The sequence below is a fragment of the Rhodoferax sp. SPJ21 genome (genome assembly GCF_058216335.1).
This window is the reverse complement of the sequence record NZ_JBYZMO010000002.1, coordinates 1,134,730-1,158,140: the sequence shown is the minus strand read 5'-3', so window position 1 is coordinate 1,158,140 and position 23,411 is coordinate 1,134,730. Positions and strand designations below refer to the sequence as shown.

The 23,411-nt window shown below is 60.8% G+C and carries 18 protein-coding genes; 12 read left to right on the top strand and 6 right to left on the bottom strand.

Annotated features, from left to right (window positions below):
• Nucleotides 1–66: 66 nt before the first annotated feature.
• Nucleotides 67–3,009 (bottom strand): phosphoenolpyruvate carboxylase, encoded by a 2,943-nt coding sequence (gene ppc, locus AC4BBN_RS13295; RefSeq protein ID WP_490592442.1) that lies wholly within the window; start codon nucleotides 3,007–3,009, stop codon nucleotides 67–69.
• Nucleotides 3,010–3,066: 57 nt separating this feature from the next.
• Here ppc and hemC point away from each other — a divergent pair, with 57 nt between their 5' ends.
• From hemC to AC4BBN_RS13275, 4 genes are read left to right on the top strand one after another with little or no spacing between them, the layout of a single operon-like run.
• Nucleotides 3,067–3,990 (top strand): hydroxymethylbilane synthase, encoded by a 924-nt coding sequence (gene hemC, locus AC4BBN_RS13290; protein WP_490592441.1) that lies wholly within the window; start codon nucleotides 3,067–3,069, stop codon nucleotides 3,988–3,990.
• Nucleotides 3,987–4,793 (top strand): uroporphyrinogen-III synthase, encoded by an 807-nt coding sequence (locus tag AC4BBN_RS13285; protein WP_490592440.1) that lies wholly within the window; start codon nucleotides 3,987–3,989, stop codon nucleotides 4,791–4,793. The genes hemC and AC4BBN_RS13285 overlap by 4 nt, the downstream gene beginning before the upstream one ends.
• Entirely contained in the window at nucleotides 4,790–5,833 is a 1,044-nt protein-coding gene (locus AC4BBN_RS13280) for a uroporphyrinogen-III C-methyltransferase (RefSeq protein WP_490592439.1), read from the top strand. Before AC4BBN_RS13285 ends, AC4BBN_RS13280 begins: the two co-directional genes overlap by 4 nt.
• 2 nt (nucleotides 5,834–5,835) lie before the next feature.
• Nucleotides 5,836–7,110, top strand: a complete 1,275-nt coding sequence (locus AC4BBN_RS13275) for a heme biosynthesis HemY N-terminal domain-containing protein (RefSeq protein WP_490592438.1) — start codon at nucleotides 5,836–5,838, stop codon at nucleotides 7,108–7,110.
• Between the two features lie 198 nt (nucleotides 7,111–7,308).
• Here the strand turns inward: AC4BBN_RS13275 and AC4BBN_RS13270 are convergent, their stop codons facing one another.
• Entirely contained in the window at nucleotides 7,309–10,365 is a 3,057-nt protein-coding gene (locus AC4BBN_RS13270) for an Rne/Rng family ribonuclease (protein ID WP_490592437.1), read from the bottom strand.
• 556 nt (nucleotides 10,366–10,921) lie between these two features.
• Here AC4BBN_RS13270 and AC4BBN_RS13265 point away from each other — a divergent pair.
• From AC4BBN_RS13265 to AC4BBN_RS13235, 7 genes are all read left to right on the top strand, one after another.
• The gene (locus AC4BBN_RS13265; RefSeq protein ID WP_490592875.1) at nucleotides 10,922–11,917 is read left to right on the top strand and encodes an RluA family pseudouridine synthase; all 996 of its coding nucleotides are present in this window, start codon (nucleotides 10,922–10,924) and stop codon (nucleotides 11,915–11,917) included.
• Nucleotides 11,918–11,999: 82 nt separating this feature from the next.
• Nucleotides 12,000–13,733: a type IV-A pilus assembly ATPase PilB gene (gene pilB / locus AC4BBN_RS13260; protein ID WP_490592436.1), complete on the top strand. Its 1,734-nt coding sequence runs from the start codon at nucleotides 12,000–12,002 to the stop codon at nucleotides 13,731–13,733.
• A 35-nt stretch (nucleotides 13,734–13,768) separates the two neighbouring features.
• Nucleotides 13,769–14,986 carry a type II secretion system F family protein gene (locus AC4BBN_RS13255; protein WP_490592435.1) on the top strand — a complete coding sequence of 406 codons (1,218 nt, stop codon included), beginning with the start codon at nucleotides 13,769–13,771 and terminating at the stop codon, nucleotides 14,984–14,986.
• Nucleotides 14,986–15,828, top strand: a complete 843-nt coding sequence (locus AC4BBN_RS13250) for a prepilin peptidase (RefSeq protein ID WP_490592434.1) — start codon at nucleotides 14,986–14,988, stop codon at nucleotides 15,826–15,828. The genes AC4BBN_RS13255 and AC4BBN_RS13250 overlap by 1 nt, the downstream gene beginning before the upstream one ends.
• Nucleotides 15,829–15,832: 4 nt before the next feature.
• Entirely contained in the window at nucleotides 15,833–16,441 is a 609-nt protein-coding gene (gene coaE, locus AC4BBN_RS13245; protein ID WP_490592433.1) for a dephospho-CoA kinase, read from the top strand.
• A 21-nt stretch (nucleotides 16,442–16,462) separates the two neighbouring features.
• Nucleotides 16,463–17,218: a cell division protein ZapD gene (gene zapD / locus AC4BBN_RS13240; RefSeq protein ID WP_490592432.1), complete on the top strand. Its 756-nt coding sequence runs from the start codon at nucleotides 16,463–16,465 to the stop codon at nucleotides 17,216–17,218.
• 2 nt (nucleotides 17,219–17,220) lie between these two features.
• Entirely contained in the window at nucleotides 17,221–17,433 is a 213-nt protein-coding gene (locus AC4BBN_RS13235) for a DNA gyrase inhibitor YacG (protein WP_490592431.1), read from the top strand.
• Between the two features lie 42 nt (nucleotides 17,434–17,475).
• Here AC4BBN_RS13235 and AC4BBN_RS13230 read toward each other — a convergent pair whose 3' ends face one another.
• From AC4BBN_RS13230 to secA, 4 genes are all read right to left on the bottom strand, one after another.
• Nucleotides 17,476–17,952: an NUDIX domain-containing protein gene (locus tag AC4BBN_RS13230; RefSeq protein ID WP_490592430.1), complete on the bottom strand. Its 477-nt coding sequence runs from the start codon at nucleotides 17,950–17,952 to the stop codon at nucleotides 17,476–17,478.
• On the bottom strand, nucleotides 17,949–18,827 hold the full coding sequence (locus tag AC4BBN_RS13225; RefSeq protein WP_490592429.1) for an ATP-binding protein: 879 nt from the start codon (nucleotides 18,825–18,827) through the stop codon (nucleotides 17,949–17,951). Before AC4BBN_RS13225 ends, AC4BBN_RS13230 begins: the two co-directional genes overlap by 4 nt.
• On the bottom strand, nucleotides 18,824–20,053 hold the full coding sequence (gene argJ / locus AC4BBN_RS13220; RefSeq protein ID WP_490592428.1) for a bifunctional glutamate N-acetyltransferase/amino-acid acetyltransferase ArgJ: 1,230 nt from the start codon (nucleotides 20,051–20,053) through the stop codon (nucleotides 18,824–18,826). The genes AC4BBN_RS13225 and argJ overlap by 4 nt, the downstream gene beginning before the upstream one ends.
• 81 nt (nucleotides 20,054–20,134) lie before the next feature.
• Nucleotides 20,135–22,882 (bottom strand): preprotein translocase subunit SecA, encoded by a 2,748-nt coding sequence (gene secA / locus AC4BBN_RS13215; RefSeq protein WP_490592427.1) that lies wholly within the window; start codon nucleotides 22,880–22,882, stop codon nucleotides 20,135–20,137.
• Between the two features lie 215 nt (nucleotides 22,883–23,097).
• On the opposite strand from secA, the gene AC4BBN_RS13210 reads away from it, so the two are divergent.
• A complete protein-coding gene (locus AC4BBN_RS13210; RefSeq protein WP_490592426.1) occupies nucleotides 23,098–23,409 on the top strand; it encodes a hypothetical protein in 312 nt (103 codons plus the stop codon).
• Nucleotides 23,410–23,411: the final 2 nt, after the last annotated feature.

The following is a 23,411-nucleotide window of genomic DNA, read 5'->3' as shown; positions in this document are numbered from 1 at the left end:
GCCATGGCGCCGCAAAAGCGCCTTGATTTGATTATTGCAGAGCAACCCGTATGCCAGCGAGGCCGCTTAGCCCGTATTGCGTAAGGCGGCGGCAATCCCGTTGATGGAAATGTGGATACCGGTTTGCACACGCTCGTCGCCCTGGCCGGCACGGTAGCGGCGCACCAGCTCGACCTGCAGATGGTGCAGCGGATCGATGTAGGGGAAGCGGTGGCGGATGGAGCGCTGCAGGGCCGCATTGCCCGACAGGCGCTGCTTCTCACCGGTGATCTGCGCCAGGGCGCCGGCAGTACGGTGCCATTCGGACTCGATGCTGGCGAAGATACGCTTGCGCATGCGCGCGTCGCTGACCATCTCGGCATAGCGCGAAGCCAGGGCCAGGTCGCTCTTGGCCAGAACCATGTCCATATTGCTCAGCAGCGTACGGAAGAATGGCCATTGGCGGTACATTTTTTGTAGCACACCCAGCGCGTCCTTCCTGCCTGCGGCACCGCTTTCATTCAAAAACGCTTCCACGGCAGAGCCAAAGCCGTACCAGCCTGGCAGCGTCAGGCGGCATTGGCCCCAGCTAAAGCCCCAGGGGATGGCACGCAGGTCTTCGATCTTCTGGCTGGCCTTGCGCGAGGCCGGACGGGAGCCGATATTGAGCTCGGCGATCTCGCGGATCGGAGTTGAATCAAAGAAGTAAGAAGTGAAACCAGGGGTTTCATAGACCAGATTGCGGTAGGCCGCCATGCTGGTTTCAGACAGCTTGGCCGCCGCCTTCAAGAAAGCCGGGGTAGCCGACTTGGTGGGCTGCAGCAAGGTGGCTTCCAGCGTGGCCGCCACCAGGGTTTCCAGATTGCGCCGGCCGATTTCGGGGTTGGCGTATTTGGAGCCGATCACCTCGCCCTGCTCGGTCAAGCGGATCTGACCGCGCACCGTGCCGGGTGGCTGGGCCAGGATGGCCTGGTAGCTCGGACCACCACCACGCCCCACCGTGCCGCCACGGCCGTGGAACATGCGCAGGGTGATGTTGTGGCTATTGGCCAATTGGTCGAACAAGTCCACCAGCGCGATCTCGGCGCGGTACAGCTCCCAGTTGCTGGTGAAGATGCCGCCATCCTTGTTGCTGTCCGAATAGCCCAGCATGATGTCCTGTTCGGCGCCGCTGCGCTGCAGCAGCTCGGCCACGCCCGGCAGGGCATAGAACTCACGCATGATGGGCGCGGCATTGCGCAGGTCTTCGATCGTCTCGAACAACGGCACCACGATCAGATCCACCGTGGCCTTGGCATCCAGCGTGCCGTGCATCAAGCCAACTTCCTTCTGCAGCAGCAGCACTTCCAGCAGGTCGCTCACCGTTTCAGTGTGGCTGATGATGTAGTGGCGTATGGCCTGGAAGCCAAAGCGGGCGCGGCTAGCGCGGGCCATCTCGAAAATCGCGATTTCTTTGCAGGCGTGCTCGGAATACTGGGCGCCGACCACGCGCAGAGGCCGTGCGTCATTCAACAAGCCCAGCAGCAGCGTGCGCTTGGCCGCCTCGTCCAGAGCCGAATAGCCCGACTCGATACGCGCCACCGACAGCAGCTCGGCAACCACTTCCTCGTGCTTGTCGGAACTCTGGCGCAAGTCCACGGTGGCCAGATGGAAGCCAAACACCTCCACCGCACGGATCAGTGGGTGCAGACGCTGCGCCGCCAGGGGTGCGCCATGGTTGGCCAGCAAGGAGGCTTCGATAGTGCGCAGGTCGGCCAAAAAGTCTTCGGCCAGCACATAGGCGTTCTGCGGCGCCACCGCGTGGCGGGCCGCTTCGCCGCCGGTCAAGTCCTTCAAAGTGGCGGCCAAACGCGCATACATGCCAGTCAAGGCTAGGCGGTAGGGCTCGTCCTGGCGGTGCACATTGGCGTCGGGCGAGCTCTTGGCAAGGGCCCGCAGCTCAGGCGACATGGAGACCAGGCTGCCGGACTGGGACAGCTCGCCGCCCAGGTAATGCACCTCGGTCAGGTAATGGCGCAGTGCGACCTCGGACTGGCGGCGCAGCGCGTAGTCCAGGGTTTGGGCGCTGACGTTGGGGTTGCCATCGCGGTCGCCGCCTATCCACTGGCCCATGCGCAGAAAGCTGTGCACCGGGTGGCTGCCCAAGGCCTCCTCCAGCTCGGCATACAGTTTGGGAATCTCGCGCAGAAAGGTGGACTCGTAGTAGCTGAGGGCGTTTTCCACCTCGTCCGCCACAGTCAGCTTGGACTTGCGCAGCAAACGGGTCTGCCACAGCTGCGTGACACGGGCGCGCAGCTGGACTTCATTCAGGGCCAACTCGCGCGGCGCCAGGGCGTCCTTGGCATTGGCGACCATTCGTTCGCGTGTCTCATCGCGCACCGTCAGCAGCTTGGCAATGTCACGCTCGGCATCCAGAATGCTCTTGCGCTGGACTTCGGTGGGGTGGGCGGTCAGCACCGGGGCAACATAGCTGTTGGCCAGGGTTTGCGCTATTGTTTTAGGAGCTATACCCGCCCAGCGCAAACGCGCCAGAGCCACTTCTATGCTGCCTTCCTGGGTGTCACCCGCGCGCTCGTGCACGGCGCGGCGGCGGATGTGGTGGCGGTCTTCGGCCAGGTTGGCCAAGTGGCTGAAATAGGTGAAGGCGCGGATCACGCTGACCGTCTGGTCGCCTGTCAGGCCTTTGAGCAGCTTCTTCAGGGCCTTGTCGGCCTCGGTGTCAGCGTCGCGGCGAAAGGCCACCGACAGCTTGCGGACCTGCTCGATCAATTCGTAGGCGGCAACGCCTTCCTGCTCGCGGATGACGTCGCCCAGAATACGGCCCAACAGCCGAATGTCCTCCACCAACGGGCGTTCATTGTCTTTGTCCCGGCTGGCCGAACGCGTCACGGGCGTGGGGCTGGGCGGGGTGCGCTTGGCGGCGCTGGCGGGGGAGGAATCTGCCGAGGTCATGCGTGAACTTTCGAATGGTGCGGTAAAAGATCGAGGGGAAAGAACGGGAGAATACGCGGGCAGGCCCCATGCTAGCATCGACCTCCCCCGGAAACGACGCCAATCGCCTCCAAAAATTACCAACAGGTTACCGGTTTGAGCCACACACCCACCTCCCCCCTGCACATCGTCATCGCTACACGCGAAAGCCGCCTGGCTTTGTGGCAGGCTGAACACGTCAAAACCCTGCTAGAGCAACGTGGCCACCTGGTCAGCCTGCTGGGCATGACCACCCGGGGCGACCAGATCCTGGACCGCTCGCTAAGCAAGGTCGGCGGCAAGGGCCTGTTCGTCAAGGAGCTGGAGATCGCCCTGGAAGAAGGCCGCGCCGACATTGCCGTGCATTCGCTCAAAGACGTGCCCATGGAGCTACCGGACGGCTTCTGCCTGGCCTGTGTGCTGGAGCGTGAAGACCCCAGCGACGCCCTGGTATCGCCCCGCTACACCCGCCTGGACGATGTACCGCAGGGCGGCGTGGTGGGCACCTCCAGCTTGCGCCGCACCGTGCTGCTGCGCGCGCTGCGCCCCGACCTGCGGATCGAGCCCCTGCGTGGCAACCTGGACACCCGGCTGCGCAAGCTCGACGAAGGCCAATTCGACGCCATCGTGCTGGCCAGCGCCGGCCTGGTACGCCTGGGCCTGGCGGAGCGCATACGCCAACGCTTTGCCCCCGGCACCATGCTGCCCGCCGCCGGCCAAGGCGCGCTGGGCATCGAGATTCGGGGCAATCGCAGCGACCTGCTGGCCGCTTTGGCACCGCTGGCCCATATGCCCACTTGGCAGGCCGTGGCGGCAGAGCGCGCCGTCAGCCGCAGCCTGGGCGGCAGCTGCTCCATGCCGCTGGCAGCATTTGCCACCTGGCAGGGCACTGAACTGCACATTGCTGCCGCCTGGGGCGATGCCGAACGGCCTGCGCCACTGGTTACCAGCGCGTTACAAGCCCCCGTGAGCGATCTGGCCAGCGCCACTGCCCTGGGCGAACAGGTTGCGGCCCAACTACGCGCCGGTGGCGCACATTGAAGCAGCCCACGGCACCGCTACCCCGCGTCATCGTCACCCGGCCCGCGCAGGACGCGCAGCGCTGGGTGCGCGATCTGCAAACCCACGGCCTGCAGGCCGACGCCCTGCCTCTGATTGAGATCGCCGCCGCCACCCAGCTGCAGCCGGTACACAGGGCATGGAAAGAGCTGGCGAGCTACCAGGCCGCCATGTTTGTGAGCGCCAATGCAGTGCGCCACTTTTATGCATCCAACCAGGCTCCAGCGCATATAGAACCTGCGCAATCAGCTATCAAAACAAGAGCATGGGCCACAGGCCCAGGAACCGTCAGCGCCTTGCGCCAGGCGGGCCTGACGGGCCACCAAATTGATGCGCCAGACGCGTCGGCCGGCCAGTTCGACTCCGAAGCCCTGTGGCAGGTCGTGGCGCCCAGTGTGCATGCGGGCAGCCGGGTGCTGGTCGTGCGCGGCAGCGACCACACCGGGGAAAGTGCGGGCCGCAGCTGGCTCAGCGAGCAATTGGCGGCAGCCGGCGCACAGGTGGATACCGTGGTGGCCTATGAGCGACGGGCACCAACCTTTAGTGCGGCACAAATCGCGCTGGCTCAGGAGGCCTGCGGCGATGGATCGGTATGGCTGTTCAGCAGCTCTGAAGCAGTAGCCCATCTGCAAGCCCTGCTGCCGCCCGCATGCCTCGGCACGGCGCGCGCGCTGGCCACCCACCCCCGTATCGCCCAGGCAGCGCGCCAGGCGGGCTTTGCCGTGGTGGGGGAAACCAGTCCGACATTGAATGCCATAGTGGCCTCGATAGAATCGCAGGCATGAATGCCGAGCTGCCCTCAGAACCCATCCCTGTAACCGCCGCTCCCACCGCGCCGGCCCCCGCCAAAGGCTCGCGCGCCCTGGTGCTGATCGTGGGTGGCGTAGCCCTCGGGGCTTTGCTAAGCAGCGGCCTGCTATGGCAGAAGCTGGTCAACATCCAGGAACACCTGGCCCGCCAGAGCGCCGACGCCGGCACCCAGTCGCTAGAGGCCCGCACCATCGCCAAACAGGCCCAGGACCTGGCCCGCGAAACCGCCGCGCGCCAGGCAGTCACCGATGCCCGCGTCAGCGAAACCAGCCTGCAGCGCAGCCAGTTGGAAGACCTGATGCAAAGCCTGTCGCGTTCACGTGACGAAAACCTGGTGGTGGACATTGAATCCGCCGTGCGCCTGGCACAGCAGCAAGCCCAGCTGACCGGCAGCACCGAGCCCCTGCTGGCCGCCCTGAAAACCGCCGACGACCGCGTCTCACGCGCCTCCCATCCGCGCCTGGCGCCCTTGCAGCGCGCCATTGCCCATGACACGGAACGCATCAAATCCGCCAACACCACCGACACACCCGGCCTGCTGGTCAAGCTAGATGAGCTGGTGCGCCAGGTCGATGAGCTGCCAGCCGTCAACGCCGTCGCTAGCGGCAGCCTGGTCAGCAATACCGCACAAGCCGCAAACCCCGCTGCTGCGCAGTGGTGGCAACGCTGGCTGAACGTGGTCTACCAGGAAGCCCGCAAGCTGGTGCGCGTCAGCCGCATCGAGCAACCTGAAGCCGCCCTGCTGTCGCCAGAGCAAACCTTCTTTTTGCGCGAGAACCTCAAACTCAAGCTGCTGAATGCCCGCCTGGGCTTGTTAGCTAGACAGATGGAATCGGCCCGTGCCGATCTGGCCGCCGCGAATATGGCGCTGAACAAGTATTTCGACCCGGCTTCGCGCAAGACCCAATCCATGGCAGGCCTGTTGCAACAGGTTCAGGGCCAGATGAAAACCGCCGAGCTGCCCCAGGTCAATGAAACTCTGGCGGCCCTGGCCACCGCAGCGGCAGGAAACTGAGCATGCGCGCAATCATCTGGCTGCTGACCCTGTTTGCGGTGGCTGTGGCTATCGCCCTACTGGCGGGCAATAACCAGGGCACGGTGACCGTGTACTGGCCGCCGTACCGGGTAGACATCTCGCTAAATCTGCTGCTTCTGTTGATCGCAGCCAGCTTCACCGTACTGCACCTGGCCCTGAAGGCGCTGTCCGCGCTGTTCGCCATGCCCCAACAGGCCCAGCGCTGGCGCCTGCAACAACGCGAACGCGCCACCCACACCGCCCTGCTGGACGCCTTCTCGCACATGCTGGCCGGCCGCTTTCTGCGCGCGCGCAAGGCCGCCGAAGCCGCGCTGCGCCAGGAAAAGGCCCTGCTGGACAGTGGCCATGCCCTGGCCCATGCCGACAAGCTGCGCGCGCTGTCCCACCTGGTCACCGCCGAAAGCGCCCAGGCACTGCAAGACGCCGCCACCCGCGACAAGCATCTGCAACTGGCACTGGAGAACACGGCCCACCGCGACGCCCAGGAAACCCGCGAAGGCGTGCAACTGCGCGCTGCCCGATGGGCACTGGAAGATCGCGACGCAGATGCTGCGCTGCAATGGCTGGACGCCCTATCCCTGGGCGCCGCGCGCCGCACCCTGGCTCTGCGCATACGTCTCAAAGCCGCACGACTGGCCCGCCAGACCCTGCCTGCGCTGGAAACCGCCCGTCTACTGACCAAGCACCGTGCCTTCTCGGCATCTGCAGCGCAAAGCATTCTGCGCGGCCTGGCACTGGAGCTGGTGAATGCCGCACACGACCCGGCACAGCTACAGCGGGCCTGGGCCCAGTTGGAAGCCACAGAGCAACTCATGCCCGACGTGGCCGTGCATGCCGCCCACCGCCTGGTGCAACTGCAAGGCGATGTAGGTCTGGCCCGGCAGTGGCTGCTGCCCATCTGGGAGCAGTTCATCGCCCAGCCCGAACAGGCACACAGCCACGCCATCAAACTGATACGCGCCGTCGAAAGCGGATTTTCGCAAGCAGACAGCGCACTGGACCTGGGCTGGCTGCACCGCGTGGAAGCCGCGCAGCAGCACAACCCCCGAGACCCGAATCTGCAGTACCTGGCGGGCATGGCCTGCCTGCGCCACCAGCTTTGGGGCAAGGCCCAGCAATTGCTAAACCAGTCCATCCACAAGCTGGACGATGCCAACCTGCGCCGCAGTGCCTGGCGTGCCATGGCCGTCCTGGCCGAACAACGCGGCGACAGTGCTGCTGCCCAAGACGCCTACCGGCAGGCAGCTACGGTGTAACGGGCAACCCTGGTGAGGGGCAGGCGCTACCCCCCTCCATCCTTTCACGCATCTCAAGCCAATCACTAGCCCGCCGGCCCGCCTGAAGTCAGAGCAGCCGCTCGCGTCAACCCTCCTCCAGCCATGGGAGCCACGCGCCGCTCAAGGGGCAAAAAAAATGGACCCGAAGGTCCATTTTTTTGGGCACAGAGCCTGCCTTTAGAAGGGCAGATCCATATTGCGTAGATCGCGCTTGGTCTCCACCAGCACCAAAGGCTCATTCGAGACCTCGACCACTGGCGGGCGTTCACGCGGTACATGCGCCTGCACGGGCTCTGCGGCAATCGCAGCCTGCACAGCAGCCACACGGTCCGGGTTGCTACCAACCCATTCCAGGCCGGAGTTCTGCGCCAATGCCACCAAATCAGCGGTCGGCAATGAGAACGCTGGCATGGCTGGCAGGGCCTTTTTGCTCACCGAAACAGGAGCGGCAGCCACTGGTACAACCACTGCAGCGGGCGGCTCGACAACCACAGGCACTACCGGGGCCACAGCCACCACTTCCACGGAAGCAGCTTCTGCTACGACCGGTGCAGCCACCAGGCTGGCAGCCGGGGCCACTGCACGCTCGACCAGAGATTGGGCCTGCGGCTCTACCGGGTTAGGGACAAAAGCGGTGGGCTCTGCCGATGGATCACGCGGCGTGCGGTCCTTGCGGTCACGGCCATAACGGTCGCGAGAACGCTTCTCACGGCGCTGTGGCTCCTCGCCTTCTGGACGGGCCTCTTCAGCCTGCGCGGATGCGGGTGCAGCGCTTGCATCGCCTTCTTCTGCGGCCGACTTGGCAGCAGCGAAGTAGGACGGACGCTCTGGGCGCTCGACCGGCTCACGGTCCATACGCGACGACTCACGCGGCGCACGGCCAGGACGGCCGGCATCGGCTGTAGCGTCTGCTAAAGGTGCTTCACCCGCTTCGGCACGCGGTTCCTGGCGTTCACGGCCCGCCTCTTCCCGGTTACCGCGACCGCCACGGCCACGTGGGCCACGCTCACCACGCTCGCCCGCCTGGCGGGGAGCACGGGGCTCCTGGCCGGACTGCTCGGTAACTGCGGCAGCGTCCAGGCTCACACCTTCAGCTGCCGGCACCTGGAGAGACTGCACATCCGCCTCAACACGCTCACGCGGAGCTTGGCGCTCACCACGGCCACGGCCGCCGCGACCACCACGGGCAGCGCCTTCCGAAGCACCTTCGGTGCGCGGGGCAGCATCGCTGCGTTCAAAACGCTCAGCGCCATTACGTGGGGCACGCTCGGGGCGAGCCTCCTGGCCTTCACGACCTTCGCGACCTTCACTGTTGCGCGGGCCACGGCCATTGCGACCTTGACCTTCGCTGCGGCCTTCAGGGGACTCATCACGGCGGCCACCACGGCCACCACGGTTTGCGCCTTCGCCGCGTGGGCCACGGCCTTCACGGCGCTCTTCGGTCTTTGCCGCAGCAGGTGCGGGGGCTGGAGCGACGACCACAGGCGCCACCACCGGTGCGGGAGCAGCACCAAACAAGCCCTTCAGCCAGCCAAAGAAACCTTTCTCCACAGGCGCTGCCACAGGTGCAGCCACTGGAACCACGGGGGCAGGCTGGGGCGCAACCGCCTTGGGCACAGCCACTGGAGCGGGTGCGTCTGGCAACACGCCCTTGATCACCGGCGTTTGCTTATTGGTGGGCTCCTGCGAACGGCGCGTCACCGAGGTGGCGTCGTCGATTTCGTCGGCCATTTTGTAGCTGGCTTCGATATGGTCCAGGCGCGGGTCATCGTGCTTCAAGCGTTCCAGCCTGTAGTTCGGTGTTTCCAGTGTCTTGTTTGGCACCATCAGCACATTGATGCGCTGCTTGAGCTCGATCTTGGCGATTTCGGTACGCTTCTCGTTCAGCAGGAACGAGGCCACATCGACCGGCACCTGGCACATCACCGAGGCGGTGTTGTCCTTCAGCGACTCTTCCTGGATGATGCGCAAGATCTGCAATGCCGAGCTTTCGGTATCGCGGATGTGGCCAGAGCCACCGCAGCGCGGGCAAGGAATCGAAGCACCTTCGCTCAGCGCCGGGCGCAGGCGCTGGCGGCTCATTTCCATCAGGCCGAATTTGCTGATGGTGCCGAACTGCACACGGGCGCGGTCTTGGCGCAACGCATCGCGCAGGCGGTTTTCCACGTCGCGGCGGTTGCGGCTTTCTTCCATGTCGATAAAGTCGATCACGATCAGGCCACCCAAGTCACGCAAACGCATCTGGCGCGCCACTTCTTCGGCAGCTTCCAGGTTGGTACGGGTGGCGGTCTCTTCGATATCGCCGCCACGTATGGAGCGGGCCGAGTTCACGTCCACCGACACCAAAGCCTCGGTGTGGTCAATCACGATGGCGCCGCCGCTAGGCAACTGCACGGTGCGGGCGTAGGCCGATTCAATCTGGTGTTCGATCTGGAAGCGGCTGAACAGCGGCGCGTCGTCACGGTAGCGCTTCACGCGCGCTGCGTGCTCTGGCATGACGTGGGCCATGAACTGCTGGGCCTGCTCGTACACGTCGTCGGTGTCGATCAGGATGTCACCGATATCGTGGTTGAAATAGTCGCGGATGGCGCGAATGACGAGGCTGGATTCCTGGTAAATCAGGAAAGCGCCCTTGCCGCCCTTGCCAGCACCGTCAATCGCGGTCCACAGCTTGAGCAGGTAGTTCAAGTCCCATTGCAGCTCAGGGGCGCTGCGGCCGATGCCGGCGGTGCGCGCAATGATGGACATGCCGTTGGGGTATTCCAACTGGTCCATGTTTTCTTTGAGCTCGGCGCGGTCTTCACCCTCGATACGGCGGCTGACGCCACCGCCACGCGGGTTATTGGGCATCAGCACCACATAACGGCCAGCCAACGACACAAAAGTGGTCAGGGCCGCGCCCTTGTTGCCGCGCTCTTCTTTTTCGACCTGGACCAGCAGTTCCTGGCCTTCGCGGATCACATCACTGATGCGCGCCTGGTTGACCGGCACGCCTTGCGTGAAATATTGCTTGGAGATTTCTTTGAAAGGCAGAAAACCGTGGCGGTCTTCACCATAGTCGACAAAGCAGGCTTCCAGTGAAGGCTCGACGCGGGTGACGACAGCCTTGTAGATATTGCCCTTGCGCTGCTCGCGCCCTTCGATTTCAATTTCATAGTCGAGCAGTTTCTGCCCGTCCACAATCGCTAGCCGACGTTCTTCCGACTGCGTTGCATTAATCAGCATCCGTTTCATGGTGCGTTTCCTTTGACTGGACCATAAGAGGTCCAGAAATATTGTTCAATTCAATACGGCTCAAACCGAGCCTTTGATGCCTGAACAGACGCATGGAAACTAGCGGAACTACCGACATGACTGCACTAGGTAAGCGTTGGCTTACAGGGTGACAGAGGGGGTTGGTGGACGAAAGCGAGGTGGAAGATGGGCTGAGAAGCTATTAAATTTATAGCTGGTTGCGCATATTGTGCGTGCGCTACAGGCGATTCCATGCCAACGGCCGGGGCTATGAGCCACCGCCAGAGGGTTTGAACCATCACCATCAACACAAGAATTCTCGTTTCGATCCGTTGAGCAACCTGCGCACTCAGCATAAAGCTGTGCACAGGTCGACAAGTTGGGGTATTCCGTATCCGTATTTCCATTGCGTCAGCCCCTCCCAAAACCGTTTACCGCCACCGGCGCAAGACTCGCACGGGCTGGCGGCAGATCGCCTCGGGTGGCATCGACCTCGCAGCGCTGTCGGTGTTGTGCTCTAAACTGTGGTGAATCAAGCACTTACGACACAACGCTGGTGAAAAATATTATAGGTGCTAACACAGCCCCCCCCATGCCCGAAGTCAAATTCATTACAGTGGACGCAGAAGACGCGGGCCAACGACTCGACAACTTCCTGATGCGCCGCCTCAAGGGCGTACCCAAAACCCACATCTATCGCATCATCCGCAGCGGCGAAGTGCGGGTCAACAAGGGCCGGGCAGCAGCAGATACACGCATCTCTGACGGCGACGTTATACGGTTGCCGCCAACCCGCTTATCTGAACGTGCCGCAGAAAAAGCCCTGGCCATGGAAACCCATGCCCCGGCACGCGAATTCCCCATACTGTGGGAAGACGAACATCTGCTGGCTATAAATAAACCTGCTGGCGTGGCCGTGCATGGCGGCAGTGGCGTCAGTTTCGGCGTCATTGAACAACTGCGCAAAGCCCGACCCCAAGCTGCCTTTCTGGAGTTGGTGCACAGGCTAGACAGGGAAACGTCCGGTATTTTGCTGCTGGCCAAAAAACGCAGCGCCCTGAAAAACGTGCAGGACCAGTTCCGGGAACGAGAAACCGGAAAAACTTATTTAGCCCTGGTCATCGGGCATTGGCCGAGCAACAAAAAGGTGCTGGACAAATCTTTACACAAGTATCTACTACCCAACGGCGAACGGCGGGTCAAGGTGGTGGCCAAAGATGACCCGGACGGCATGCGCTCACTGACGCTGGTCAAGGTCGCCCAGCACTTCGACGGATTCAGCCTGCTGGAGGTCACCATCAAAACAGGGCGCACCCACCAGATCCGTGTGCACCTTGCCAGTGAGGGCTTCCCGATTGCGGGGGATGACAAATACGGTGACTTCGAGGCCAATAAGGATTTGGCCAAGACGGGCCTAAAGCGCATGTTTCTGCATGCATGGCGCCTGCAGCTAATGCATCCCGCCAAGCCAGAAACACTGGCTCTGATAGCGGCACTGCCGGAAGAATTGCAGCAGTTTTTGCCCTCAGCCACAGTGTCAGGCGGCAACTGAACAGGCCACGCTCGGCGTTTACATCGGTCGGCAATTCACCGATGATGCGTCCACCCTCCGCTACCTGCTACATTTTGGTCTTATGGCCGCTGTCGAACCGTTCAACAAAGAAGCATCTACCGTAGCACTCCCTGGCTTGGGGAGGGTTTTGATCTCCGCCGGAAAGCTGGGCCAAAAGGCTGCAGAAGACATATTCCGCAAGGCCCAAGCCAACCGCAATAGCTTTATCGCCGAGTTGATGGCCGCAGGCGCCGTATCGCCCTCGGACCTAGCCCACACCATGTCCACAGCATTTGCTGCGCCCTTGCTGGACATGGATGCCGTGGACCGCGACAGATTGCCCAAGGACCTGCTAGACGCCAAGATCTGCCAGGCCTACCGCGTGGTAGTACTAAGCAAGCGCAACAACCGCCTGATCGTGGCAACGGCAGACCCGTCCGACCAGGAAGCCGCCGAAAAGATCAAATTCTCCACCCAGCTCGGGGTGGACTGGATCATTGCCGAGTACGACAAGCTTTCACGCCTGGTGGAAGCCAACTCCATGACGGCCAGCGAGGCGATGGACTCCATCATCGGCAACGATTTCGACTTTGACGATACGGCCATGGGGCCGGCAGTTGAAGCAGCCGAAATCAACACGTCGGATGTGGAAGACGCACCGGTGGTGAAGTTTCTGCACAAGATGCTGCTGGATGCATTCGGCATGCGCGCATCGGACCTGCACTTCGAACCTTATGAACACAATTACCGAGTTCGCTTCCGCATCGACGGCGAACTACGTGAAATCGCCTCACCGCCAGTCGCGATCAAGGACAAGCTGGCCTCGCGCATCAAGGTGATCTCTCGGCTGGATATTTCGGAAAAACGAGTGCCGCAAGACGGCAAGATGAAGCTCAAGGTCGGCCCCGACCGCGTGATCGACTTCCGTGTCAGCACGCTGCCTACGTTGTTCGGGGAAAAGATCGTAATCCGGATTCTGGATCCGAGTAGCGCCAAATTGGGCATTGATGCCTTGGGCTATGAACCAGAAGAAAAAGAGCGTGTGCTAACCGCGATCGGCCGCCCCTATGGCATGGTACTGGTCACCGGCCCAACCGGCTCGGGCAAAACCGTGTCGCTCTACACATTTTTGAACCTGCTCAACAAACCTGGCGTGAATATCGCTACGGCTGAGGACCCCTCGGAAATCAACCTTCCGGGTGTGAATCAGGTCAACGTCAACGATAAGGCAGGCCTGACCTTCGCTGTGGCGCTGAAATCTTTTCTGCGGCAGGATCCGGACATCATCATGGTCGGCGAAATCCGGGACTTGGAAACGGCCGACATCTCCATCAAGGCCGCGCAAACCGGCCACTTGGTGTTGTCCACGCTACACACCAACGACGCCCCTACCACCTTGACGCGCATGCGGAACATGGGCATTGCGCCGTTCAACATTGCGTCCAGCGTGATTCTGATCACTGCGCAGCGCCTCGCCCGCCGCCTGTGCGTAACCTGCAAGGCGGTGATCGACATCCCACGCAAGACGATGTTGGAGTCGGGCTTTGAGGAACACGAACTCGACGGATCCTGGAAACCCTACGGACCTGTGGGCTGCAATGCATGCAATAACGGCTATAAAGGGCGCGTTGGCATCTACCAGGTCATGCCGATTTCGGACGAAATTCAGCGCATCATTCTTCGTGACGGCAGCGCAATGGATATTGCCGAACAAGCCAAATCAGAAGGCGTTCGCTCGCTGCGCCAGGCAGGACTGTACAAAGTTAAGCTCGGACTGACTTCGTTGGAAGAAGTGCTCGCTGTGAGTAACGAGTAGACCCATAAGACCCACCTAGAGGCCCCAAACATTCCATGGCAACTGCATCGCCCAGAGACGTAAAGGAGTTTGTCTTCGAATGGGAAGGCAAAGACCGCAACGGAAAGCAAGTCCGTGGCGAAACACGCGCTGCGGGTGAGAACCAGGTCCAGGCATCCTTGCGCCGCCAAGGTGTCTTCCCCACCAAGATCAAGAAGCGCAAAATGCGCTCGGGCAAATCCATCAAGCCCAAGGACATTGCGATCTTCACGCGCCAGTTGGCGACCATGATGAAGGCCGGCGTGCCGCTGCTGCAAGCTTTCGATATCGTGGGCCGAGGCAATGCGAACGCCAGCGTCACCAAGCTGCTGAACGACGTGCGCATGGATGTGGAAACCGGCAGCTCTCTGAGTGCCGCGTTCCGCAAGTTCCCCATGTACTTCGACAGCCTTTACTGCAACTTGGTAGAAGCAGGTGAAGCCGCCGGTATTTTGGAATCCTTGCTGGACCGGCTGGCGGTCTACATGGAAAAAACCGAAGCCATCAAGTCCAAAATCAAGTCAGCGCTGATGTACCCAGCCTCGGTCGTAGTGGTCGCATTTGTAGTGGTGGCCGTGATCATGATTTTCGTGATCCCAGCCTTCAAGGAGGTGTTCAGCAGCTTTGGCGCCAACCTGCCAGCACCTACATTGTTCGTGATTGCCTTGAGTGAATTTTTCGTCAAGTACTGGTGGCTGATATTTGGCAGCATCGGCGGCGGCGGCTATTTCTTTATGCAGGCTTGGCGGCGTAACGAAAAAATGCAGCACTTTATGGATCGGTTATTGCTGCGCGTCCCCGTGTTCGGCGCCCTGATTGAGAAGTCCTGTATTGCGCGCTGGACACGCACCCTTTCCACCATGTTCGCTGCGGGCGTGCCCCTGGTGGAGGCGCTGGACTCGGTCGGCGGCGCATCCGGTAACTCGGTGTTTGAAATCGCAACCGGCAAAATCCAGCAGGAAGTCTCTACCGGCACAAGCCTGACGGTGGCCATGACAAATGCGCACATCTTCCCGTCCATGGTGTTGCAAATGTGCTCGATTGGCGAAGAGTCCGGCTCTATTGACCATATGCTGGGCAAGGCTGCGGATTTTTATGAGGCTGAGGTGGATGACATGGTCGCCGGCCTTTCCAGCCTGATGGAGCCCATCATCATCGTGTTCCTGGGTACCTTGATTGGCGGCATTGTGGTGTCCATGTACCTGCCCATCTTCAAGTTGGGCCAAGTTGTTTGATGCTGGAATTTCAAACAATGGTCGCCCTGGCTGGCGGCATTCTGGGCTTGTTACTGGGTAGTTTTCTCAATGTGGTGGTACACCGCCTGCCCAAGATGATGGAGCAGAGCTGGGCGCAAGAATACGCCGACATGCAGGGCCAGGAACCACCTGCGGTACAGCCGCTAAACTTGCTGGTTCCCCGCTCGCGTTGCCCACACTGCGCACACCAGATACGGTGGTTTGAGAATGTGCCTGTAGTCAGCTATGTGTGCCTGCGCGGTCGATGCTCCGCCTGCCAAGCGCAAATCAGCCCCCGCTATCCCTTGGTAGAACTGGCTACCGGCGGCCTTTTCTTTTTTTGCTTCTGGCATTGGGGCCCGTCCTTCACCGGACTGGCCTGGAGCGGCTTTGCCGCAGCTTTATTGACACTGGCATTGATCGACTGGGACACCACGCTCCTGCCCGACAGCATCACCCTGCCCTTGGTCTGGGCCGGCTTGATTGCATCTTCCCTGCATTGGACGTCCGTGCCCATGTTCGCTTCACTATGGGGTGCCGTAGCCGGCTATCTGTCGCTCTGGAGCATCTACTGGATCTTCAAGCTGCTGACTGGCAAGGAAGGCATGGGCTATGGGGACTTCAAGCTATTTGCGGCGCTGGGCGCCTGGTTTGGCTGGGAGGCGCTGGTGCCCATGGTTCTGATGGCCTCGGTCATCGGTGCAGTAATTGGCATTGCCATGAAATTCAGTACCGGTCTGCGCGAAGGTGGCTATATACCGTTCGGGCCGTTTCTTGCCGGAGCCGGATTGACCTCGATGGTCTTCGGGCCCGAAGCCATTTTGCATTTTGTCGGCCTGTAGAACTGTGCAAGGTGGCCTTCGACTAGGCCTCACAGGAGGCATAGGCAGCGGTAAAAGCACGGTGGCGCAGATGCTGCAGGCACGGGGAGCCGCCCTGATCGATGCCGATGCCATCGCACGCGCCAGCACCGCAGCCGAAGGCGCAGCCATCCCAGCCATAAGCAGGCGTTTTGGCGCGGAATTTCTAACCCCCGCCGGCGCACTGGACCGCGACAAGATGCGCGCCCTGGCCTTCTCCGATGCCAGCGCAAAACACGCACTGGAAGCCATCGTCCACCCCCTCGTAGCCAAGGAAATTGAGAGTCAATTCCAGGCAGCACAGGCTGCTGGTATGGCCTGCGTGGTGTTCGATATTCCCTTGCTGACAGAGTCTGGCCACTGGCGTGGCAAGCTGGACCGTATCCTCGTCATCGACTGCCTGGTCAGCACCCAAATCACCCGTACGGTCACCCGCAGCCAGTTGTCCGAAATAACCGTGCGACAGATCATCCAGGCCCAGGCCAGCCGAGAGCAGCGCCTGGCCCTGGCCGATACCGTGATCTATAACGAAGGCCTATCGCTGGCCCAATTACGCCAGCAGGTCGAGCAAATCGCCCCCTACTTCGGGCTATGATGCCGCCACAGGAAAATCTGCGTGATTCTTTACGAATATCCCTTTAACGAACGTATACGCACCTATCTGCGGCTGGAACATCTCTTCCGGCGGCTGGGTGAACTGGTGCCCCGCGCCCACGCGCTGGACCACCATTACGCACTGACCACGATTTTTGAGATCATGGACGTGGCTGCACGCGCCGACCTCAAGTCAGACGTGATGCGGGATCTGGAAAAACAAAAAAACATACTCAACGGCTACCGTGGCAACCCATCCATCGCGGAAGACGTATTGGACGAGGTCATAGGCCAGCTCGACACCTGCTACACCGCACTGCACGAGCAACCCGGCAAAGCCGGCCACAGCCTGACGGAAAACGACTGGCTGATGGGCTTGCGCAGCCGAGTCAGCATCCCGGGCGGTACCTGCGGCTTCGATCTGCCAGCGTATTACGCATGGCAGCACCAGCCCGCCGATGTGCGCCGCCAAGCGATTGAGAAATGGGCGCACACCCTGGCGCCACTGGCCGAGTCCATCCACCACTTGCTGAAAATGCTGCGCGACTCCGGCGCGCCGCAAAAAGTCATCGCCATTGGCGGACAGTTCCAACAAAACCTGCCCCAGGGCCGCACCTACCAGCTGCTGCGTCTGCGCATAGACCCCGCGCTGAGCTTGATTCCCGAGATCAGTGGCAACCGGCTGATGGTTTCGGTACGCATGATGCGCCACGAGGCAGACGACCATCTGCACTCCTGCAGCGACGACGCCTCGTTCGAACTCACCCTCTGCGCCTGAGCATGTCCGATACCGCCACCCCAGTGCCGAAAAAATGGGTTGTTTGCCCTACCTGCAAAGGTAAAAGCCTGTACGCCGCCAGCAATGCCTACCGTCCGTTTTGCTGCGAACGCTGTAAAAACTTGGACTTTGGCGCCTGGGCCAGTGCCAGCTTCAGCTTGCCTGCTGAAGCACCGCCTGACGACCTCGTCTTTGGTGACGCTCGCTTGCAATAAATTTATAAGAAATACGGCTGCAGCGCAGATAAAACCTGCGCGTTAAGCTACAGAATGTGTAGCACCCTGGAAATCCCGCTCCTGGGCCAACCAAGCCAGTACCGGCACGGTACCGGGTAGCACCGGTGTCACCTGTAGAGGCAGTAACTGCCAGGCATGGGTTTGGCCTTCGCGCATTTCTAGCGTACCCACCCAGTCAAAAACCTTGCAAAAGTGCAGACGCACCAAGGCGTGCGGGTAATCCACCAGTTCCACCTTCCAGGCTTGTGCGGCGCCTATGGTGATACCCAGTTCTTCCTGCAACTCCCGGCGCAGAGCCTGCTCCACCGTTTCGCCCTGCTCCAGCTTGCCACCTGGAAATTCCCAGTAGCCTGCATACACCTTGCCTTCAGGCCGGGATGTCACCAGAAAGTGGCCGTCCGACTGCACCAGCACGCCCACCGCAACCTCGACGATGGCGCGCTCCGGGCCACCTTCACGCGGCCGGTCCGCGTCGGCTACCAGGGGCTGCCCGCTCATGCCGCACGCATGTGCTGGCCCGCGTAGTCACGCGCGAACTGGTATGCCACACGCCCGCTGCGGGAGCCACGCTCCAACGCCCACACCAGGGATGCCGGACGCGCCGCGGCAACCGCCTCTGCATCCACGCCGAAAGACTGCAGCCACTGGGCCACAATGGCCAGATATTCGTCCTGCGAGAACGGATAGAAGCTGACCCACAGTCCGAAACGCTCGGACAGGGAAATCTTTTCCTCCACCACTTCACCCGGATGCACCTCGCCATCCTCCGTGTGCGTGTAGCTAAGGTTTTCCTTCATGTACTCAGGCAGCAAATGGCGACGGTTGCTGGTGGCATAGATCAGCACGTTGGGGCTGGCCGCAGCCACCGAGCCATCCAGAATCGACTTCAAGGCCTTGTAGCCGGCTTCACCTTCTTCAAAGCTCAGGTCGTCGCAGAACACGATGAATTTCTCGGGCCGGTCGGCCACCACATCAACGATGTCCGGCAAATCCACCAAGTCGGCCTTGTCCACCTCGATCAGGCGCAGACCGCGTGGCGCGTAAGTATTCAGGCAGGCCTTAATCAAAGAAGACTTGCCCGTCCCGCGCGCACCCGTCAGCAGCACATTATTGGCGGGCTTGCCATCTACAAACTGCAAGGTGTTGCGCTGGATTTTTTTCTTCTGAAGGTCGATTTCTTTCAGGTCGGCCAGCGCCATGCTGCCAATGTGGCGCACCGGCTCCAGCACGCCATGGCCCGAGCCCCGGCGGCGGTAGCGGAAGGCAATTGCTGCATTCCAATCCGGTGCCTGCACCGGCTGGGGCAGGATGGACTCCACGCGCTGCAGCAGCTGCTCAGCCCGCTCGATCAGGCGCTCGAATTTCTCGTTCATGACCGGTAGTCCGCGTTAATGGACACATATTCGTGGCTGAAATCGCAGGTCCACACCGTGTCAGCCGCATTACCGCGGCCCAGTCCCACGCGCACAGTGATTTCGCTCTGCTTCATCACGCGCTGGCCGTCTTCTTCGCGGTACGTGGGGTTGCGCCCACCGTTGACCACCACGTGTACATCATCCAGAAACAGGTCGATACCGGTCTGGTCCAGATCAGTGATACCTGCATAACCCACCGCTGCCAAGATACGGCCCAGGTTGGGATCGCTGGCAAAAAATGCAGTCTTGACCAGGGGCGAATGGGCAATCGCATAAGCCGCCAACCGGCATTCTTCGGACGTCTTGCCGCCCTCAACACGCACCGTGATGAACTTGGTCGCACCCTCGCCATCGCGGACGATGGCCTGGGCCAATTTTTGGGCCACCGACAGCATCGCGGTTTTCAAGGCCTGGCCGTCGGCACTGTCCAGCGTGGTAATTTGCGCATGCGCAGCCTTGTGGGTGGCGATGACGACAAAAGAGTCGTTTGTAGAGGTGTCACCATCGATGGTGATTCGGTTGAACGAGGCATCCGCCAAGTCCTTGGCCAGCTGCGCCAGCAATGACGGATGAACATTCGCATCCGTGGCCATAAAGCCCAGCATGGTGGCCATGTTTGGACGGATCATGCCCGCGCCCTTGCTGATACCCGTCACCGTCACGGTGGCGCCGCCCAGTTGCGCCTGAGCGCTAAAGGCCTTAGGCAGGGTATCGGTGGTCATGATGGCCTCTGCAGCACGGCCCCAGTTGTCCGCACGGGCATCGGCTAAAGCGGCAGGCAAGCCGGCATTGATGCGGTCATGCGGCAGCGACTCCATGATCACGCCGGTGGAAAAAGGCAGGATCTGCTCGGGCGCCAAGTCAAGATACTGAGCCAGCGCGATACAGGTGGACTTGGCACGCATCAGGCCATCCTCGCCTGTGCCGGCATTGGCATTGCCGGTATTCACCAGAATCGCACGGATGCCCAGGCCAGCCGCCAGGTGCTCGCGGCAAATCTGCACGGGCGCTGCACAGAAGCGGTTTTGCGTGAACACGCCAGACACTGAAGCGCCTTCGTCCAACTGCACTACCAGCAAGTCTTTGCGATTAGCCTTGCGCACACCGGCCTCGGCAATGCCCAAAGACACGCCCGGCACGGGGTGTAGATCAGCGGGATTGGGAGCAGACAGATTCACGGGCATAACAGTCTTTCAAAATGACGTTGCAAGCAGGGACATATCATGAAAAAACGGGCCGTAGCCCGTCATCCAGCTGGTTGGCAGTTATACCAACTTGCCGTGGCACAGCTTGTAGCGCTTGCCGCTACCGCAAGGGCAAGGGTCGTTGCGCCCCACGCGCGGCACCTCGGCAGCAGCTTGGGTATTCGCATCCACGCGGGTTTCCACCTCGCCGGTTTCGGTCGGCGCGGTATAGGTCACGTTGGCAATGCTTTCGGCCCGGTTTTCCATGGCCTCGGCCGCTTCGCCAAGTTGCTCGCTGGATTGGACCTTGACCGTCATCAGAACCTTGGTCACATCGTTTTTCACGGTGTCCAGCAACTGGCCAAACAACTCGAAGGCTTCGCGCTTGTATTCCTGCTTGGGCTGCTTTTGCGCGTAGCCGCGCAAATGGATGCCTTGGCGCAGATAGTCCAACGAGCTCAGATGCTCACGCCAGTGGGTATCTATGCTTTGCAGCAGCACCATCCGCTCAAACTGGGTGAAGTTGTCACCGCCCACCTGCTCCACCTTGGCCTGGAAGGAGGCGTTCGCCACGTCCAGCACCTTCTGCACTATATCTTCGTCCGTGATGGCACTGGCTGCCTGCACATACGCGGCCAAAGGCAAGTCCAGCTGCCATTCATCCAGCAAGGCTTTTTCCAGGCCTGGAATATCCCATTGCTCTTCCACCGACTCGGCCGGAACGAATTGGCGCACCAGATCCATCACGCAGCCCTCGCGCAAAGATTCGATCTGCGCCGTCAAATCCGCAGCGTCCAAAATCTCGTTGCGCTGCTGGTAGATGACCTTACGTTGGTCATTGGAAACGTCGTCGTACTCCAACAACTGCTTGCGCACATCGAAGTTGCGCGCTTCCACCTTACGCTGGGCGCTCTCAATGCTGCGCGTCACAATGCCGGCTTCAATGGCTTCACCGTCGGGCATCTTGAGCCGGTCCATGATGGACTTGACGCGGTCGCCGGCAAAAATGCGCATCAGCGGATCGTCCAGGCTCAGGTAGAAACGTGAGGAACCTGGGTCACCCTGGCGGCCCGAACGGCCGCGCAACTGGTTGTCGATTCGGCGCGATTCATGGCGTTCTGTGGCAATGATGCGCAGACCGCCCAGAGCCTTGACGGCTTCGTGGTCCTGGGCCCACTGGGCACGTACGCGCTCAATTTCCGCCTGCTTGGATGCTTCGTCCAAGTCTGGGTTGGCATGGATCGGCTCCAACGCTTTTTCCAAGTTCCCACCCAGCACGATGTCCGTGCCACGCCCTGCCATATTGGTGGCGATGGTGATCATCTTGGCACGCCCTGCCTGGGCCACGATATCGGCCTCGCGGGCATGCTGCTTGGCGTTCAAGACCTGGTGAGGCAAACCGGCTTGGTTGAGCAAGCGATCAATGATTTCCGAATTTTCGATCGAGGTGGTACCAACCAGCACCGGCTGACCGCGCTCGTAGCATTCGCGGATGTCCTTGATGGCAGCTTCGTATTTTTCGCGTGTCGTCTTGTAAACACGGTCCAGTTGGTCCTCGCGGCGGCTCACGCGGTTCGGCGGAATCACCACGGTTTCCAGGCCGTAGATTTCCTGGAACTCGTACGCCTCTGTATCTGCCGTACCGGTCATGCCGGACAACTTGCCATACAGGCGGAAGTAATTTTGAAAGGTGATGGATGCCAGCGTCTGGTTTTCTGCCTGGATCGATACGCCCTCTTTGGCTTCCACTGCCTGGTGCAGGCCCTCGCTCCAGCGGCGCCCCGACATCAAACGCCCGGTGAACTCGTCCACGATGACGATTTCGCCGTCTTGCACCACATAGTGCTGATCGCGGTGGTAAAGGTGATTGGCCCGCAACGCCGCATACACATGGTGCATCAAGGTGATGTTGGCCGGGTCGTACAAGGAGGCGCCCGGCGCGAGCAAACCCTGCTCTGAAAGTATGCGCTCGGCGTTTTCATGCCCGTCTTCGGTTAAAAAGACTTGGTGGGATTTTTCGTCGATAGTGAAGTCGCCCGGCTTGGTAACACCTTCTCCGGTACGCGGATCTGCCTCACCTTCCTGACGCGTGAGGAGGGGAATCACCTTGTTGATCGCGATATAGGTCGCCGTGTGGTCTTCCGCTTGACCGCTGATGATCAGCGGGGTGCGTGCTTCGTCGATCAGGATGGAGTCAACCTCGTCGACGATGGCGTAGTTCAAGCCGCGCTGCACACGGTCGCGCACTTCGTACACCATGTTGTCACGCAGGTAGTCGAAGCCGTACTCGTTATTGGTGCCGTAGGTAATGTCTGCGGCGTAGGCGGCCTGCTTTTCTTCGCGCGGCATGTTCGGCAGATTGACGCCGACGGTTAGGCCCAGAAAGTTGTACAGCCGCTCCATCCAGCGCGCATCACGGTTCGCCAGGTAGTCATTGACGGTGACCACGTGCACACCTTTGCCCGAAAGCGCATTCAGATACACCGGCAATGTAGCGGTCAAGGTCTTGCCTTCACCGGTACGCATTTCTGAGATCTTGCCGTTGTGCAACGACATCCCGCCCAGCATCTGCACATCGAAGTGGCGCATCTTCATGACCCGCTTGGAGCCCTCCCGGACCACCGCAAACGCCTCCGGCAGAATGGAATCCAGCGACTCACCGCCCGCAACCCGCTGCTTGAACGCTAGCGTTTTTTCCCGCAAGGCATCATCTGACAGCTTTTCATACTGGGACTCCAACGCATTGATGCCCTCAAGCGTCTTGCGGTACTGTTTCAGCAAACGTTGATTACGGCTGCCGAAAATTTTGGTCAGGAAATTGGTGGTCATGAATGCGAGACCGGCACAAACACGGTAGCCGCGGTGTGGCGATCGAAATCCCTAAAGTATCTTGGAGTCAGTTGAGGCTTTGGAGAAAGAAGTCAACCCATGGTTTGCAAAACTTCCGATCCACAATCGACGGATTTTAACCATCTGCTGGCGGCCAGATAAAAGCCGGCTATTGCAGCCTAGCATTTGCCGCGCCGGGGATAATCGACGCTTCCATGCGCAAAAGCAACCACTACGTCACGCTGCAGCAGGCAGCCTCAGCATCGCCGACATTGGCACGCCTGACCGCGCTGGCAAAAGATTCGAACGAACGTTTAAAAGCCATCAAGGGACTCATGCCCGAAGCCCTGTGGTCAACCATTCAAGCCGGACCGATCGATGGCGAGAGCTGGTGCCTGCTGGTGAACAACAATGCCGTTTCGGCAAAGCTGAGGCAGTTATCCCCCGCTTTGCTGGCGCATTTAAGAACCAAGGGGTGGGATGTGACTGCCATCCGCCTCAAAGTAAAAATGAAGACAGATGTTTAAGA